This window comes from Pseudomonas sp. HS6, from assembly GCF_023375815.1.
Taxonomy (GTDB): domain Bacteria; phylum Pseudomonadota; class Gammaproteobacteria; order Pseudomonadales; family Pseudomonadaceae; genus Aquipseudomonas.
The window spans coordinates 3,490,104-3,503,726 of the sequence record NZ_CP067412.1 but is presented as its reverse complement, the minus strand read 5'-3'; the positions used below and the strand labels follow the sequence as shown (position 1 = coordinate 3,503,726).

10 protein-coding genes and 2 tRNA genes are annotated in these 13,623 nt (G+C 60.5%); 8 read left to right on the top strand and 4 right to left on the bottom strand.

The genetic code is table 11. The features are described from left to right. Positions 1-303 precede the first annotated feature (303 nt). The 3 genes from JJN09_RS15855 (at position 304) to JJN09_RS15845 (ending at position 4,910) form a co-directional block, all read left to right on the top strand. Positions 304-1,491 carry an ATP phosphoribosyltransferase regulatory subunit gene (locus JJN09_RS15855; RefSeq protein ID WP_085746509.1) on the top strand — a complete coding sequence of 396 codons (1,188 nt, stop codon included), beginning with the start codon at positions 304-306 and terminating at the stop codon, positions 1,489-1,491. Positions 1,492-1,545: 54 nt separating this feature from the next. After that, positions 1,546-2,835, top strand: coding sequence for an adenylosuccinate synthase (locus JJN09_RS15850; RefSeq protein ID WP_201235777.1), 1,290 nt, complete (start codon positions 1,546-1,548; stop codon positions 2,833-2,835). 140 nt (positions 2,836-2,975) lie between these two features. Further along, complete coding sequence (locus JJN09_RS15845; protein WP_249482574.1) at positions 2,976-4,910, top strand: methyl-accepting chemotaxis protein; 1,935 nt, start codon at positions 2,976-2,978, stop codon at positions 4,908-4,910. Between the two features lie 41 nt (positions 4,911-4,951). Here JJN09_RS15845 and JJN09_RS15840 read toward each other — a convergent pair whose 3' ends face one another. The 4 genes from JJN09_RS15840 to JJN09_RS15825 form a co-directional block, all read right to left on the bottom strand. Further along, on the bottom strand, positions 4,952-6,517 hold the full coding sequence (locus tag JJN09_RS15840; protein ID WP_249482573.1) for an iron ABC transporter permease: 1,566 nt from the start codon (positions 6,515-6,517) through the stop codon (positions 4,952-4,954). Next, the gene (locus tag JJN09_RS15835; protein WP_249482572.1) at positions 6,517-7,527 is read right to left on the bottom strand and encodes an iron ABC transporter substrate-binding protein; all 1,011 of its coding nucleotides are present in this window, start codon (positions 7,525-7,527) and stop codon (positions 6,517-6,519) included. The genes JJN09_RS15840 and JJN09_RS15835 overlap by 1 nt, the downstream gene beginning before the upstream one ends. A 193-nt stretch (positions 7,528-7,720) precedes the next feature. Next, positions 7,721-7,807, bottom strand: a tRNA-Leu gene (locus JJN09_RS15830). A gap of 180 nt (positions 7,808-7,987) precedes the next feature. Then, positions 7,988-8,074 (bottom strand) — tRNA-Leu (locus JJN09_RS15825). A 225-nt stretch (positions 8,075-8,299) separates the two neighbouring features. On the opposite strand from JJN09_RS15825, the gene rnr reads away from it, so the two are divergent. From rnr to JJN09_RS15800, 5 genes are all read left to right on the top strand, one after another. After that, positions 8,300-10,930 carry a ribonuclease R gene (rnr, locus tag JJN09_RS15820; RefSeq protein WP_249482571.1) on the top strand — a complete coding sequence of 877 codons (2,631 nt, stop codon included), beginning with the start codon at positions 8,300-8,302 and terminating at the stop codon, positions 10,928-10,930. Next, positions 10,927-11,694 carry a 23S rRNA (guanosine(2251)-2'-O)-methyltransferase RlmB gene (gene rlmB / locus JJN09_RS15815; protein ID WP_007967448.1) on the top strand — a complete coding sequence of 256 codons (768 nt, stop codon included), beginning with the start codon at positions 10,927-10,929 and terminating at the stop codon, positions 11,692-11,694. The genes rnr and rlmB overlap by 4 nt, the downstream gene beginning before the upstream one ends. A gap of 308 nt (positions 11,695-12,002) precedes the next feature. Beyond that, the gene (rpsF, locus tag JJN09_RS15810; protein ID WP_007950702.1) at positions 12,003-12,431 is read left to right on the top strand and encodes a 30S ribosomal protein S6; all 429 of its coding nucleotides are present in this window, start codon (positions 12,003-12,005) and stop codon (positions 12,429-12,431) included. 28 nt (positions 12,432-12,459) lie between these two features. Beyond that, the gene (rpsR, locus tag JJN09_RS15805) at positions 12,460-12,690 is read left to right on the top strand and encodes a 30S ribosomal protein S18 (protein WP_002551829.1); all 231 of its coding nucleotides are present in this window, start codon (positions 12,460-12,462) and stop codon (positions 12,688-12,690) included. 37 nt (positions 12,691-12,727) lie between these two features. Continuing rightward, positions 12,728-13,618 (top strand): hypothetical protein, encoded by an 891-nt coding sequence (locus JJN09_RS15800; protein WP_249482570.1) that lies wholly within the window; start codon positions 12,728-12,730, stop codon positions 13,616-13,618. Positions 13,619-13,623 lie beyond the last annotated feature (5 nt).

Genomic DNA, 13,623 nt, shown 5'->3' with positions numbered 1-13,623 from the left:
ACCTGAATCATTCCGCCCGGCGGCTAAAACCTCGGGCGGGGTGATCCTTTGGGAAAACGTGTGTATGATGCGGCAGCCGGGAAATTCCCGGCTTTTTTGCGTCTGCACGTTTGATTGCTGTTTTTGTTGCAGAAGACCGGGTTGAATGACCCGACAGTTTTTCGAGGAAAGTGATGGGCGAAGCCGGTAACAGGCCTTTCGCCGCGTCGTTCATGCGCGTGCGTTTTGAACGGGTCGGTCATTTTCTGCTTCACTCAAGGCTCGCCCTCGGGCTGGCCGCCCGGATCTAAGGGGAATGGCGTAATGGCAACGGTAGACCGCTGGCTGCTGCCAGATGGCATCGAAGAAGTACTGCCACCGGAAGCGGCGCGCATTGAAGTCGCGCGTCGTCAGGTGTTGGATCTGTTCCAGAGCTGGGGTTACGAGTTTGTCGTGACTCCCCATATCGAGTACCTGGAATCCCTGCTGACCGGCGCGGGCCAGGACCTGGATCTGCGTACCTTCAAGGTCATCGACCCGCAATCGGGCCGGCAGATGGGTTTCCGTGCCGACATCACGCCGCAAGTGGCGCGCATCGATGCGCACACCCTGCGTCGCGAAGGTCCGAGCCGTCTGTGCTACGCCGGCAGCGTGCTGCATGCCCAGCCGCGTGCCTTGTCGTCCTCGCGCAGCCCGATCCAGTTGGGCGCCGAGTTGTACGGCGATGCGAGCCCGAGCAGCGACGTTGAAGTCATCAGCCTGATGCTGGCCATGCTGCAACTGGCGGATGTGCCGGACGTGCACATGGACCTGGGGCATGTCGGCATCTACCGCGGTCTGGCCCAGGCGGCCGGTCTGTCGGGTGAAGTCGAGCAGCAGCTGTTTGATGCGTTGCAACGCAAGGCCATCGACGAGGTCATTACCTTGACCGAAGGCCTGCCGGCTGATCTGTCTGGCATGCTGCGTGCACTGGTCGACCTGTGTGGCGGCCGTGAAGTATTGAGCGCCGCCCGTGAGCGTCTGGCCAATGCGCCGGCGCCCGTACTGGCTGCGCTGGAAGATTTGCTGGCGATCGCCGAGCGTCTGTCGGCGCGCTTCCCGGAGCTGCCGCTGTACTTCGATCTGGGCGAGTTGCGCGGCTACCACTACCACACCGGTGTGGTGTTCGCGGTGTTCGTACCGGGTGTTGGCCAGTCCATCGCTCAGGGCGGTCGTTACGACGACATCGGCGCCGACTTCGGTCGCGCCCGTCCGGCAACCGGTTTTTCCACCGATTTGAAAACCCTGGTGACCCTGGGGCGTGCTGAGATCGAGCTACCGTCTGGCGGTATCTGGATGCCTGACAGTACGGATGCGGCACTCTGGCAGCAGGTTTGCCAGTTGCGCAGTGAGGGTCAGCGTGTCGTTCAGGCGTTGCCTGGACAACCTTTGGCCGCCGCCCGTGATGCGGACTGCGACCGGCAATTGATCCAGCAGAACGGGCTTTGGCAAGTATCGCCACTGGCTTCTTGAGTTTTCCTGCCGGCCAACGCCGGCACCAAGTTTGCGCGAATGAGGACAAGTGTTATGGGTAAGAATGTCGTAGTCCTGGGCACCCAATGGGGTGATGAGGGCAAAGGCAAGATCGTTGATCTGCTGACCGAACATGCTGCCGCCGTAGTGCGCTACCAAGGTGGCCACAACGCTGGCCACACACTGGTGATCGACGGCGAAAAAACCGTCCTGCACCTGATCCCGTCGGGCGTGCTGCGCGAAGGTGTGCAGTGCCTGATCGGCAACGGCGTGGTGGTTGCACCTGACGCCCTGCTGCGCGAGATCACCAAGCTGGAAGAGAAAGGCGTACCGGTGCGCGAGCGCTTGCGTATCAGCCCGTCCTGCCCGCTGATCCTGTCCTTCCACGTGGCGCTGGACCAGGCCCGTGAAAAGGCCCGTGGCGAGCTGAAGATCGGTACGACCGGTCGCGGCATCGGCCCGGCTTACGAAGACAAGGTTGCACGTCGTGGCCTGCGTGTGGGCGATCTGCTCAACATGCCTCGCTTCGAAGACAAGCTGCGTGAACTGGTGGATTACCACAACTTCATGCTGGTTGGTTACTACAAAGAGCCGGCCATCGAGTTCGAAAAAACCCTGGCCGAGTGCAAGGAATACGCTGAGCTGCTCAAGCCGCTGATGCTGGACGTTACTGCCGAGCTGCACGACCTGCGTCGCGCCGGCAAAGACATCATGTTCGAAGGCGCCCAAGGTTCGTTGCTCGACATCGACCACGGTACCTACCCGTACGTGACCAGCTCCAACACCACCGCCGGTGGCGTGGCGACTGGTTCGGGCGTGGGCCCGATGTTCCTGGACTACATCCTGGGCATCACCAAGGCTTACACCACTCGCGTAGGTTCGGGTCCATTCCCGACTGAGCTGTTCGACGAAGTGGGCGCACACCTGGCCAAGCAAGGTCACGAGTTCGGTGCTACTACCGGCCGTGCCCGTCGTTGCGGCTGGTTCGACGCCGTTATCCTGCGTCGCGCTATCGATGTGAACAGCATCTCGGGCATCTGCCTGACCAAGCTGGACGTACTCGACGGCCTGGAAACCATCAACATCTGCGTCGGCTACAAAGATGCGCAAGGCAACACCGTTGCCCCGACCGATGCTGACAGCTACGTAGGCCTGCAGCCTGTGTACGAAGAAGTGCCGGGCTGGACCGAATCGACCGTGGGCGCCAAAACCCTGGAAGAGCTGCCGGCCAACGCTCGTGCCTACATCAAACGCGTTGAAGAGTTGATCGGCGCGCCGATTGACATTATTTCGACGGGCCCGGACCGCAACGAAACCATCGTTCTGCGTCATCCGTTCGCTTGATAAGTCGTTGATGTAAAAACACAAAGGCCCCTTCATCGGGGCCTTTGTCGTTTATGCCTGTTGGACGGCATGACCTTTGCTGTGAATCTGTCTACAAGAGTGCCATCAAATTAATGGCGTCAGAAGTAGAGGGATTCACAGTGTCGGCCGTTCTCTCACTGTTACAAAGCCGTTTGTTGCGGCCCGTATTCGTTACCCTTGGTATCGCCCTTTTGGTGCAAGTGTTGGTGGCCGTCGCCCTGACGCGGAGCACCGTCACCGCGCTGGAAGCCGACCTTGGTGCTCGCCTGGGCGTCGACAGCCAGAAGCTGTCCGGTGAGCTGGAGCAGGCCGGGCGTGAAGTCACGTCGAGCCTCGATACGTTATCCACCAATACTCGTCAGCGCCTGACTGCCGGCCTGTCCTCGCGTCTGAAGGACGAGCAGGCACAACTGCGTGCGACCCTTGAAAAAGACCTGAAGGACTCGGCCAACGACATGGCCCAGTTGCTCGCCTCCGTAGCGCCTCGCGCCATGTGGGACAGCGACGTGCCGACCTTGTCCGAATTCGCCCGCCGAGCCCAGCGCAATCCCAACGTGCTGTTCGTGGTTTACGACGACGCCACCGGCCAGCATCTGACCCGCTATCTCAACCGCGAAAATCCGATCAACAAGGCCCTTTTGGAAAAAGGCCAAGGTGAGCGAGCGCTGGATAAAGTGCTGGATGCGGCGAAGCATGATCCTTCGGTCTACTACCTCGAAGCGTCGATCAACCCCAACGGGGTGGAAATCGGCAAGGTGCTGATGGGCGTCTCGACGGCCTCGGTGGACACCGATCTGGCGGCGCTCGATCAGCGCTTCTCGGCGTTGATTGCCAGCAGCGATCAACTGGTCGGCGACAGCCTCAAGGGCGCGGCCGCCGACAGCGCCACGGCCATGCGCGCGCGCCTGCAATCGGCGCAATCCACGGCTGCCGAGATGAAAGCCAACACCACCAGTACCGTACAGGACGCCGCTGCCACGCTGCGCTGGCGCATCGGCATGGGCCTGGCGCTAGTCGGTGCCGGCGTGCTGTTGCTGCTGGCCGTGGTGCTCGGCCATCGTGTGGTCAATCGCCTGAAAATGCTCAACGCCGCCATGGACGACCTGGCAGCAGGTGAGGGTGATCTGACCAAGCGTGTGCAGATCAACAGCAAGGACGAGATCGGCGACATGGCTTCGGCGGTCAACCGCTTTGTGGATAAGTTGCAACCGATCGTGCGCGAGGCCGGGGATGTGGCTCAGCGTACCGGTGTGGAAATTGGCGCGATGACCCTGCGTAATGCCGGAGCCGATGCAGCGGCCGGAATGCAGCGTGATGAAGTCGCCGAAAGTCTGCGGGCACTGTCGCAAATGGCTGATGAGGCGCAATCGGAAAGCCATGCGATGCAGGCCGCGTTGAAGCAGGTGGTGGATATTCGTCAGGCTACCGACGAGAACACCCGCACGTCGGCCAAGGTCGGCAGCTTGATCGAGGCGTTGGCGGGGCAGGTCGATACCGGTGCGAAGGTCATCGAGCGCCTGGCGCAGCAGAGCGAGCAGATCGAAGTGGTGCTGACCGTGATTCACGGCATCGCCGAGCAGACCAACCTGCTGGCGCTCAACGCTGCGATTGAAGCGGCTCGGGCCGGTGAAACCGGACGTGGGTTCGCGGTGGTGGCGGATGAAGTCCGGGCGCTGGCGAGCAAGACCCAGAGCTCCACCGGCGACATTCAGGCGCACATCGTTGCCTTGCAGCAGGGCGCCCGCGAGGCGGTCGAGGCGATCGGTCAGGCCGGGCGTCAGGCCAGCGAAGGGTTGCTGGTACTGCGAGACAGTGCGCGGTTGCAGCAATCGGTGCAGGCGTCGGTCGAGCAGGTGCATGCGGCGATTGGCCTGGCGACTCAGGCCGCGGCGCATCAGGCGCAGGGTGCGCAGGCTGTGCGCGGTCGTGTCGAAACGATTCATGCCCAGGCCGAGAAAGCCGCTCAGGCGGTGGTCGAAACCACGGCCAGCGGCAAGGTGCTGGACGGGTTGGCGGCGCAGCTCAAGGCCAGTCTGGGTCAGTTCCGGGCTTGATATATTGCGGGCAAAAAAATCGCAGCCTCGGCTGCGATTTTTTATCGGCTCAAATACATTCGGGTCGTCAGCAGGTAGACGGGCAAGCCCGACACCACAATCAACAACGCCGCATAAGGCGCCGCCGCCGCAAACTCGACGTTCGCGGTGTGTGCCCACACCTCGGTCGCCAAGGTGTTGAGCCCGGTCGGACTCAACAGCAACGTCGCCGTCAGTTCCTTCATGGCATCCAGAAACACCAGCGCAAACGCCGCGCCCAGTGCCGGGAAGATGATCGGCAGGGTCACTCGACAGAACGCTGTGAACGAAGACGCGCCCAGGGTGCGGGCGGCCTCTTCCAGTTGTGGTGCTGCCTTGTTCAGCGCTGTGCGGATCGGCGCTTGAGCCAGTGGTAGAAACAGTAGCGCATAGGCGATCAGCAACAACGCGGAGGTCTGGTACAGCGCCGGCACGTAATGCAGGGCGAAATACACCAGGGTCAGAGCGATCACCAGCCCGGGCAGGGCGTGGAGCAGATAGGGCAGGCGCTCGGCCCAGATCGCCAGTTGGCCTTTGTAGCGTACCACCAGCAACCCGACCGGTACCGCCAGCACCAGACACAATCCCGCGCCACCCAGCGACAGCGCCAATGAAGACAACAAGGCTTCAGTGATCGCCGCAACCGGGAATGCCGCTGACGATCCCACGGCGAGCCAGTAAGCCAACATGCCCAGTGGAATTCCGCTGCCGACAATCGCCAGCATGAGGCAGTACAGCTGGCCGGCAATCACCCAAGGGCCCAGTCGCACTTGTTCAGCCTGGCGCGCCGCGCCCTGGCCGGTTCGCACATGACGGCCCTTGCCGCGCACGCGCAGCTCCAGCCACAACAGCATCAGGCACAGCGCCAGCAACACTGCCGACAGCATCGCCGCATTGGCATTGCTGAATTCCAGTTCGAATTGCTGATAGATCGCGGTGGTGAAGGTTTGCAGGCCAATGATCGACAGTGCGCCGAACTCCACCAGCATGTGCAATGCAATCAGCAGTGAACCGGCCAACAACGATGGCCAGAGCAGGGGCAGGGTGACGCGGAAAAACACGCCCCAGCGATTCTGTCCCAGGGTGCGAGCCGATTCTTCAAGAGAGGGATCGAGATTGCGCAAGGTTGCTGCGACCGGCAGGAAGATCAGCGGGTATTTCGACAGGCTCATCACCAGGATGGCCCCGCCGAGCCCTTCGAACTGCGCGCTGAGCGACACCCAAGTGAAGCTGCTGACGAAGGCCGGCACCGCGAACGGCAGGCAAAGAATCACGCCCCACAGGCGCCGGCCTGGCAGATTGCTGCGCTCCAGCAACCACGCCAGCGACAGGCCGATCACGCCGCAAGTCAAGGTTACCCCGACCATCAGCGCCAGCGTGTTGCGCAGCAGGCCGAACACATACGGCCGCCACAGCAAATGCAGCGCTTCGGCCCAGCCGGCCTGCCAGGCTTTGAGCCCGACGTAGGCCAGCGGCAACAGGCTCATGACCACCAGCAGCAACACCGGCAGCACCAGCCAGATCGACGGCCGCTTGCGCCGTGGCACATAACCCCCGCGTGTAGCGCGGGCGGATAACGATGCGGTCATCAGTTCAGGCCAACTTCGCGTTCCAGGTCCAGCGCCTCTTCGGCATTGCCCAGATCGGCGGGCGTGACGTCCGGCGCTTCCAGTTCGCTGAATGGCTTGAGGCCGCGATCCGATTCCATGCCTTTATGCAGCGGGTATTCGGCGGTGGTCTGAGTGATCACGCGCTGGCCTTCTTCGCTGGCCATGTAAGCGAGGAATTGCTGGGCTTCTTTTGGATGTTTGCTGGATTTCAGCACGGCTGCGCTGGAGACAGTAATCAAGCCACCAACGTCGCCGCCGGTGAAGTAATGCAGTTTGGAGTCGAGCTTGCCTTTCTCTCGCTGCAGGGCGAACCAGTAGTAGTTGTTCACCAGTACGGTGGCGACTTCGCCGTTTTCCACAGCCTTGAGGGCGACCATGTTGTTGCTGTAGGTCTTGCCGAAGGCGCGCAGGCCAGTCAGCCATTCTTCGGCGGCTTCGCGACCATGCTTTTTGATGATGGCCACGGCCTGTTCCTGGAAGGCGCCGCTGGTAGGTACGAAACCGACCTTGCCTTGCCACTGCGGATCAGCGAAATCCAGGACCGATTTCGGCAGGTCCTTTTCATCGACCAGTTTCGGGTTGAAGGCCACCACGCGAACCCGGGCGGTGACACCGATCCAGGTGCCGTTGCCGGCGACGTATTCTTTTGGCAGAACGGCCAGGGTTGCATCGTCGGCCTTGGCCAGCAGGCCTTGTTCGCCGAGGTTGTTCAGCGGTGGGGATTCTTCGGTGTAGATGACGTCGGCGGGGGAGCGGTCGCCTTCTTCGATGATCTGGCTGGCGAGCTGGTTGCTGCTGCCCTTGCGTACATTGACGTGAATGCCGGTCTTGGCTTCGAAGGCTTTTGCGATCGCATCGCCGACTTCCTTGTGTTGACCGTTGTAGAGCGTCAGGGAAACCGCATCGGCAGCCTGGGTGAGGGGGGGGGCGAGTGCCAGGCCGAGCAGGGTGAAGGTCAAGCCGCGGCGCAGGGTATTTCGAAACATCATTCGCAGGGTTCCTCACTGTCGCATTGCAAAAACTTGCAACAATGATAAACGATATCGTTTCTCAAATGCTCCTTGCGAGGGAGAAGGTGTGTCTGGTAGGCGCTGTGTCTCGGACTTTTCCAGGCCCCGGAAACGCAAAAACCCGCTTTCGCGGGTTTTTGTGAGATTCAAGATCGTAACCTTGAATTTGAATTGGTGCCCAGAAGAAGACTCGAACTTCCACGACCGTAAGGTCACCAGCACCTGAAGCTGGCGTGTCTACCAATTTCACCATCTGGGCTTCATCTTCAGCGTTGCCGCTGTTGATGTGGCGCACTATACGGAGCGTCTTTTGATCTGTAAACCCCTGATTTGATTTTAATAAATCAGTTTTAAGAAAATGACGGCTTAGAATGCAAAAAACCCGCTTTCGCGGGTTTTTGTGTGAGTCTTGAAACTGATCTAGTCTCAAACTCTAAATTGGTGCCCAGAAGAAGACTCGAACTTCCACGACCGTAAGGTCACCAGCACCTGAAGCTGGCGTGTCTACCAATTTCACCATCTGGGCATCTCGGCAACGTGTGTACGTCGTCGATGGCGCGCACTATACGGAGCGTGTTTTTAACTGTAAACCCCTGTCAGCAAAAAAAATGGTTTTTTTTACCAGCGGTGTTCAAAACGCCTTTCAGACGTCGATACAAGGCTCAAGACGCGCCTTATAGAGTCGGAAATTTCCCGTTTGATGGCGCCTATGCCAAACTAACCCGCATATAGACAAGGTGAAAACTCTCTAATGGCCGATTGGCAGTCCCTCGATCCCGAGGCCGCTCGTGAAGCGGAAAAATATGAAAACCCTATTCCCAGCCGCGAACTGATCCTTCAGCACCTTGCTGATCGGGGTTCGCCTGCTGCCCGCGAGCAACTGGTCGAAGAATTTGGTCTGACCACTGAAGACCAGGTCGAAGCCCTGCGCCGCCGACTGCGCGCCATGGAGCGCGACGCTCAACTGATCTACACCCGCCGCGGCACTTATGCGCCGGTGGACAAGCTCGACCTGATCCTCGGTCGCATCAGCGGTCACCGCGACGGCTTCGGCTTCCTGGTGCCGGATGACGGTTCCGATGACCTGTTCATGAGCCCGGCACAGATGCGTCTGGTGTTCGATGGCGACCGTGCCCTGGCCCGTGTTTCCGGCCTGGACCGTCGCGGTCGCCGTGAAGGTGTGATCGTCGAAGTGGTGTCCCGTGCCCACGAAACCATCGTCGGTCGCTATTTCGAAGAAGGCGGTATCGGCTTCGTTGTCGCGGACAACCCGAAGATCCAACAAGAAGTGCTGGTGACGCCAGGTCGCAATGCCAACGCCCAGATCGGTCAGTTCGTCGAGGTGAAAATCACCCACTGGCCGACTCCGCGCTTCCAGCCGCAAGGTGACGTGGTCGAAGTCGTCGGCAACTACATGGCGCCGGGCATGGAAATCGATGTCGCCCTGCGCACCTACGACATTCCGCACGTCTGGCCTGAAGCTGTTCTGAAAGAAGCGGCCAAGCTCAAGCCTGAAGTCGAAGAGAAAGACAAAGAGAAGCGCGTCGACCTGCGCCATCTGCCGTTCGTCACCATCGACGGCGAAGATGCCCGCGACTTTGACGACGCGGTCTACTGCGAAGCCAAGCCAGGCAAACTGCGCCTGTTCTCCGGTGGCTGGAAGTTGTACGTGGCGATTGCCGATGTTTCCAGCTACGTGAAGATCGGTTCGGCCCTGGACAACGAAGCTCAGGTGCGCGGCAACTCGGTGTACTTCCCCGAGCGCGTGGTGCCGATGCTGCCGGAGCAGCTGTCCAACGGCCTGTGCTCGCTGAACCCGCACGTCGATCGTCTGGCCATGGTCTGCGAGATGACCATCTCCAAATCCGGCGAAATGACCGACTACTGCTTCTATGAAGCGGTGATCCACTCCCACGCCCGTCTGACCTACAGCAAGGTCAGCGCGATGCTGGAAACGCCGAAGGCTACCGAAGGGCGCAAGCTTCGCGGTGAATACACCGACGTCTTGCCGCACCTGAAACAGCTCTACGCGTTGTACAAGGTATTGCTGGCCGCCCGTCACGTACGTGGCGCGATTGATTTCGAAACGCAGGAAACCCGGATCATCTTCGGTTCCGAGCGCAAGATTGCCGAGATTCGCCCGACCACCCGTAACGACGCGCACAAGCTGATCGAGGAATGCATGCTGGCGGCCAACGTGGCCACCGCCGAATTCCTGAAAAAGCACGAAATTCCTGCGTTGTACCGTGTCCACGACGGTCCGCCACCGGAGCGTCTGGAAAAACTGCGCGCGTTCCTCGGCGAACTTGGCCTGTCCCTGCACAAAGGCAAGGACGGCCCGTCGCCGAAGGACTATCAGGCTCTGTTGGCCAGCATCAAGGACCGTCCGGATTTCCACCTGATCCAGACCGTGATGCTGCGTTCCCTGAGCCAGGCGGTGTACAGCGCCGAGAACGACGGCCACTTCGGCCTGAATTACGAAGCTTATACCCACTTCACCTCGCCGATCCGCCGTTACCCGGACCTGCTCACGCATCGCGCGATCCGCAGCGTGATCCATTCGAAACAGGACACCCCGCACGTTCGCCGTGCCGGCGCGATGACCATTCCGAAGGCGCGCATCTATCCGTACGACGAAGCGGCCCTGGAGCAACTCGGCGAGCAATGCTCGATGAGCGAGCGCCGTGCCGACGAAGCGACCCGCGACGTGGTGAACTGGCTCAAGTGCGAGTTCATGAAAGATCGCGTGGGCGAGTCGTTCCCGGGCGTGATCACTGCCGTGACCGGTTTCGGTCTGTTCGTCGAACTCACCGATATCTACGTCGAAGGTCTGGTGCACGTCACCGCACTGCCGGGCGACTACTACCACTTCGACCCTGTGCACCACCGCCTGGCGGGCGAGCGCACCGGTCGCAGCTTCCGTCTGGGCGATACCGTTGAAGTGCGCGTCATGCGGGTCGATCTCGACGAGCGCAAGATCGACTTCGAGATGGCCGAGAAAACCATCAGCGCGCCAATCGGCCGAAAGAAGCGTGGCGCCGAAACCGCTGCTCCAGCAGCCAAGGTTGTGGACGAAAAGGCTCCGGCAAAAACCGCCAGCCGTCGTCCGGCCAAAGAAAAGGTGGCCGAGGCTTATCGCCCGAGCGATGCCGTGGCGAAAAACGCCGAACTGCGCAAAAGCCGTGAAATGAAGAAGGCCTTGCTGGCCGACGCCAAGAACGGTGGTAAAGCGGCGTCCGGGGGAAAGACCGGGCGGTCGGCGCCTGAAAAGGCTTCCGGCGGCAAGCCAGCCAAACCGAGCAAACACCGCAAGGGCCCGCCAAAAGCGGGTTCCGCTCCAGCCAGAAGCGGCGGGGCACGTAAACCGAAGGCGAAGTCATGAGTCAGTTGGAAAAAATCTACGGCGTTCACGCGGTAGAAGCGTTGCTGCGTCACCACCCTAAACGCGTCAAGCAGATCTGGCTGGCTGAAAGCCGCAACGATCCGCGGGTGCAGACGCTGATCGAGCTGGCCAACGAAAACCGGGTTCAGATCGGTCAGGCCGAGCGCCGTGAAATGGATGCCTGGGTCGAAGGCGTGCACCAGGGCGTGGTGGCGGACGTCAGTCCGAGCCAGGTCTGGGGCGAAGCGATGCTCGACGAGTTGCTCGATCGCACTGAAGGCGCGCCTCTGTTGCTGGTGCTCGACGGCGTGACCGATCCGCACAACCTCGGCGCCTGCCTGCGTTCGGCAGATGCCGCTGGTGCGCTGGCGGTCATCGTGCCGAAAGACAAATCGGCCACCTTGACGCCCGTCGTGCGTAAAGTGGCTTGCGGCGCGGCGGAAGTGATTCCGCTGGTGGCCGTGACCAACCTTGCTCGCACCCTGGAAAAGCTTCAGCAGCGCGGGCTGTGGGTTGTCGGCACGGCGGGTGAGGCCGAGGTCAGCATCTACGACCAGGACCTGACCGGCCCGACCATCCTGATCATGGGCGCCGAAGGCAAAGGCATGCGTCGCCTGACCCGTGAACATTGCGACTACCTGGTGAACCTGCCGATGGCCGGTAGCGTCAGCAGTCTCAACGTGTCGGTTGCGACGGGCGTGTGCCTGTTCGAGGCCCAGCGCCAGCGCGGGGCCAAGGCCAAGGCGGCTGCCAAAAAGGCTTAAGCTTCACGCAGTCCAAATGTGGGAGCGAGCTTGCTCGCGAAAGCGGAGTTACATTCAGCATCATTGTTGAGTGTTTCGCCCTATCGCGAGCAGGCTGCGCTCCCGCAGCGTTTTACGGCAGAGCGAAGTTTTGGTGGCTGTTCAAATAATCACCAATTGCCTTGCACCTCTTCTGTCCCTTCTCTACAATTGCGCCCCTTGCTGTGACGGCAGGCACGCATGTGCCCCGCGCCGGCAAGTCCATAAGTGTCATTCACTCCTTGTCTGACCGTTTTTGAGCGGCAGGCTACAACCCGTAAGGAGCATTCATGCGTCATTACGAAATCATCTTTCTGGTCCACCCTGACCAGAGCGAGCAAGTCGGCGGCATGGTTGAGCGTTACACCAAGCTGATCGAAGAAGACGGCGGCAAAATCCACCGTCTGGAAGACTGGGGCCGTCGTCAACTGGCCTACGCAATCAACAATGTTCACAAGGCTCACTACGTGATGCTGAACGTTGAGTGCACCGGCAAGGCCCTGGCCGAGCTGGAAGACAACTTCCGCTACAACGATGCAGTGATCCGTAACCTGGTCATCCGTCGCGACGAAGCCGTTACCGGCCAGTCCGAGATGCTCAAGGCTGAAGAAAACCGCAGTGAGCGCCGTGAGCGTCGCGAACGTCCTGAGCACGATGGCAGCGCCGATGGCGATGACAGCGATAGCGACAGCGACAACAGCGATAACGCTGACGAGTAATCCACGGACCTTTTAAGGAGCCTATCAAATGGCACGTTTCTTCCGTCGTCGTAAATTCTGCCGCTTCACCGCTGAAGACGTGAAGGAGATCGATTACAAAGATCTCAACACTCTGAAAGCCTACGTATCCGAGACCGGCAAAATCGTTCCAAGCCGCATCACCGGTACCAAAGCTCGTTATCAGCGTCAGCTGGCCACCGCTATCAAGCGCGCCCGCTTCCTGGCCCTGCTGGCCTACACCGACAGCCACGGCCGCTGAGACCGGGTAGTCGACAAGTAAGTAAGGGATCGAATGCATGCGTGCCTTAGCTGAATTCATCATGCGGGGGCGTATGCAGGCCACGCTGGTCGTGGCCGGATCTGCGGCATTGCCGCTGTTGTTCTGGTTGAGTGCCGCTGCAGGTTGCCTTGTGCTCCTGCGGCGCGGTTCGGACGCCTTGAGCGTCCTGGGTGTGGGAGTGTTGTCAGCGTTAGTGAGCTGGCACTACCTGAAAGACCCGACTGCACTGATTGTGCTGGTCGGGACCTGCGGTCTGGCGCTGGTTTTACGCGCCGGCCACACCTGGAATCGCGCGCTGCTGGTCAGCGTGGCCGTGGGATTGTTGATTGCCGTGAGCCTGGGGACTGTATTCAGTTCCTTCACCGAGACTCTGGCGCAGACGTTTGAACAAGTCTTGCCGCTGGCGATGGGTGAGGTCTACGAGAAATTCTCGGCAGATCAGAAGGCAATTCTCACTGCATTGGCAGTCCCACTGTCGATCATTTCGACAGCGGTGTCGTTGCAGGTTTTTAGCGTGCTGTGCCTGATTCTTGGGCGCTACTGGCAGGCGTTGTTGTATAACCCCGGCGGTTTCGGTCGCGAGTTTCGCGCCATCCGACTGCCGAAAGGCGTTGCGCTGTCGCTTCTGGCCGTCATGTGTGTGGCACCGTTCTTCGGTCTGCATGCCTTGGTCCTGTTGCCGTTGTGCAGCGTGCCGCTGTTCTTCGCAGGTCTGGCCTTGGTTCACGGGCTGGTGGCGCAGAAGCGGTTGGCCGGTTTCTGGCTGGTGGGGATATACGTGACGCTCGTGCCTTTCATGCACTTGCTCGGTCCGTTACTGGTGGTCTTGGCCATCGTCGACAGCCTGATTGATTTTCGCGGTCGTCACGTGTCGAAAGACACCGATAGCGCGAACGGTGAAGGTTAAAAGTT

Excerpts from the sequence above, each read along its gene's own strand:
- JJN09_RS15855 (WP_085746509.1), top strand. The coding sequence starts at position 304 with ATGGCAACGGTAGACCGCTGGCTGCTGCCAGATGGCATCGAAGAAGTA.
- JJN09_RS15850 (WP_201235777.1), top strand. The coding sequence starts at position 1,546 with ATGGGTAAGAATGTCGTAGTCCTGGGCACCCAATGGGGTGATGAGGGC.
- JJN09_RS15840 (WP_249482573.1), bottom strand. The coding sequence starts at position 6,517 with ATGACCGCATCGTTATCCGCCCGCGCTACACGCGGGGGTTATGTGCCA.
- JJN09_RS15835 (WP_249482572.1), bottom strand. The coding sequence starts at position 7,527 with ATGATGTTTCGAAATACCCTGCGCCGCGGCTTGACCTTCACCCTGCTC.
- rnr (WP_249482571.1), top strand. The coding sequence starts at position 8,300 with ATGGCCGATTGGCAGTCCCTCGATCCCGAGGCCGCTCGTGAAGCGGAA.
- rlmB (WP_007967448.1), top strand. The coding sequence starts at position 10,927 with ATGAGTCAGTTGGAAAAAATCTACGGCGTTCACGCGGTAGAAGCGTTG.
- rpsF (WP_007950702.1), top strand. The coding sequence starts at position 12,003 with ATGCGTCATTACGAAATCATCTTTCTGGTCCACCCTGACCAGAGCGAG.
- rpsR (WP_002551829.1), top strand. The coding sequence starts at position 12,460 with ATGGCACGTTTCTTCCGTCGTCGTAAATTCTGCCGCTTCACCGCTGAA.
- JJN09_RS15800 (WP_249482570.1), top strand. The coding sequence starts at position 12,728 with ATGCGTGCCTTAGCTGAATTCATCATGCGGGGGCGTATGCAGGCCACG.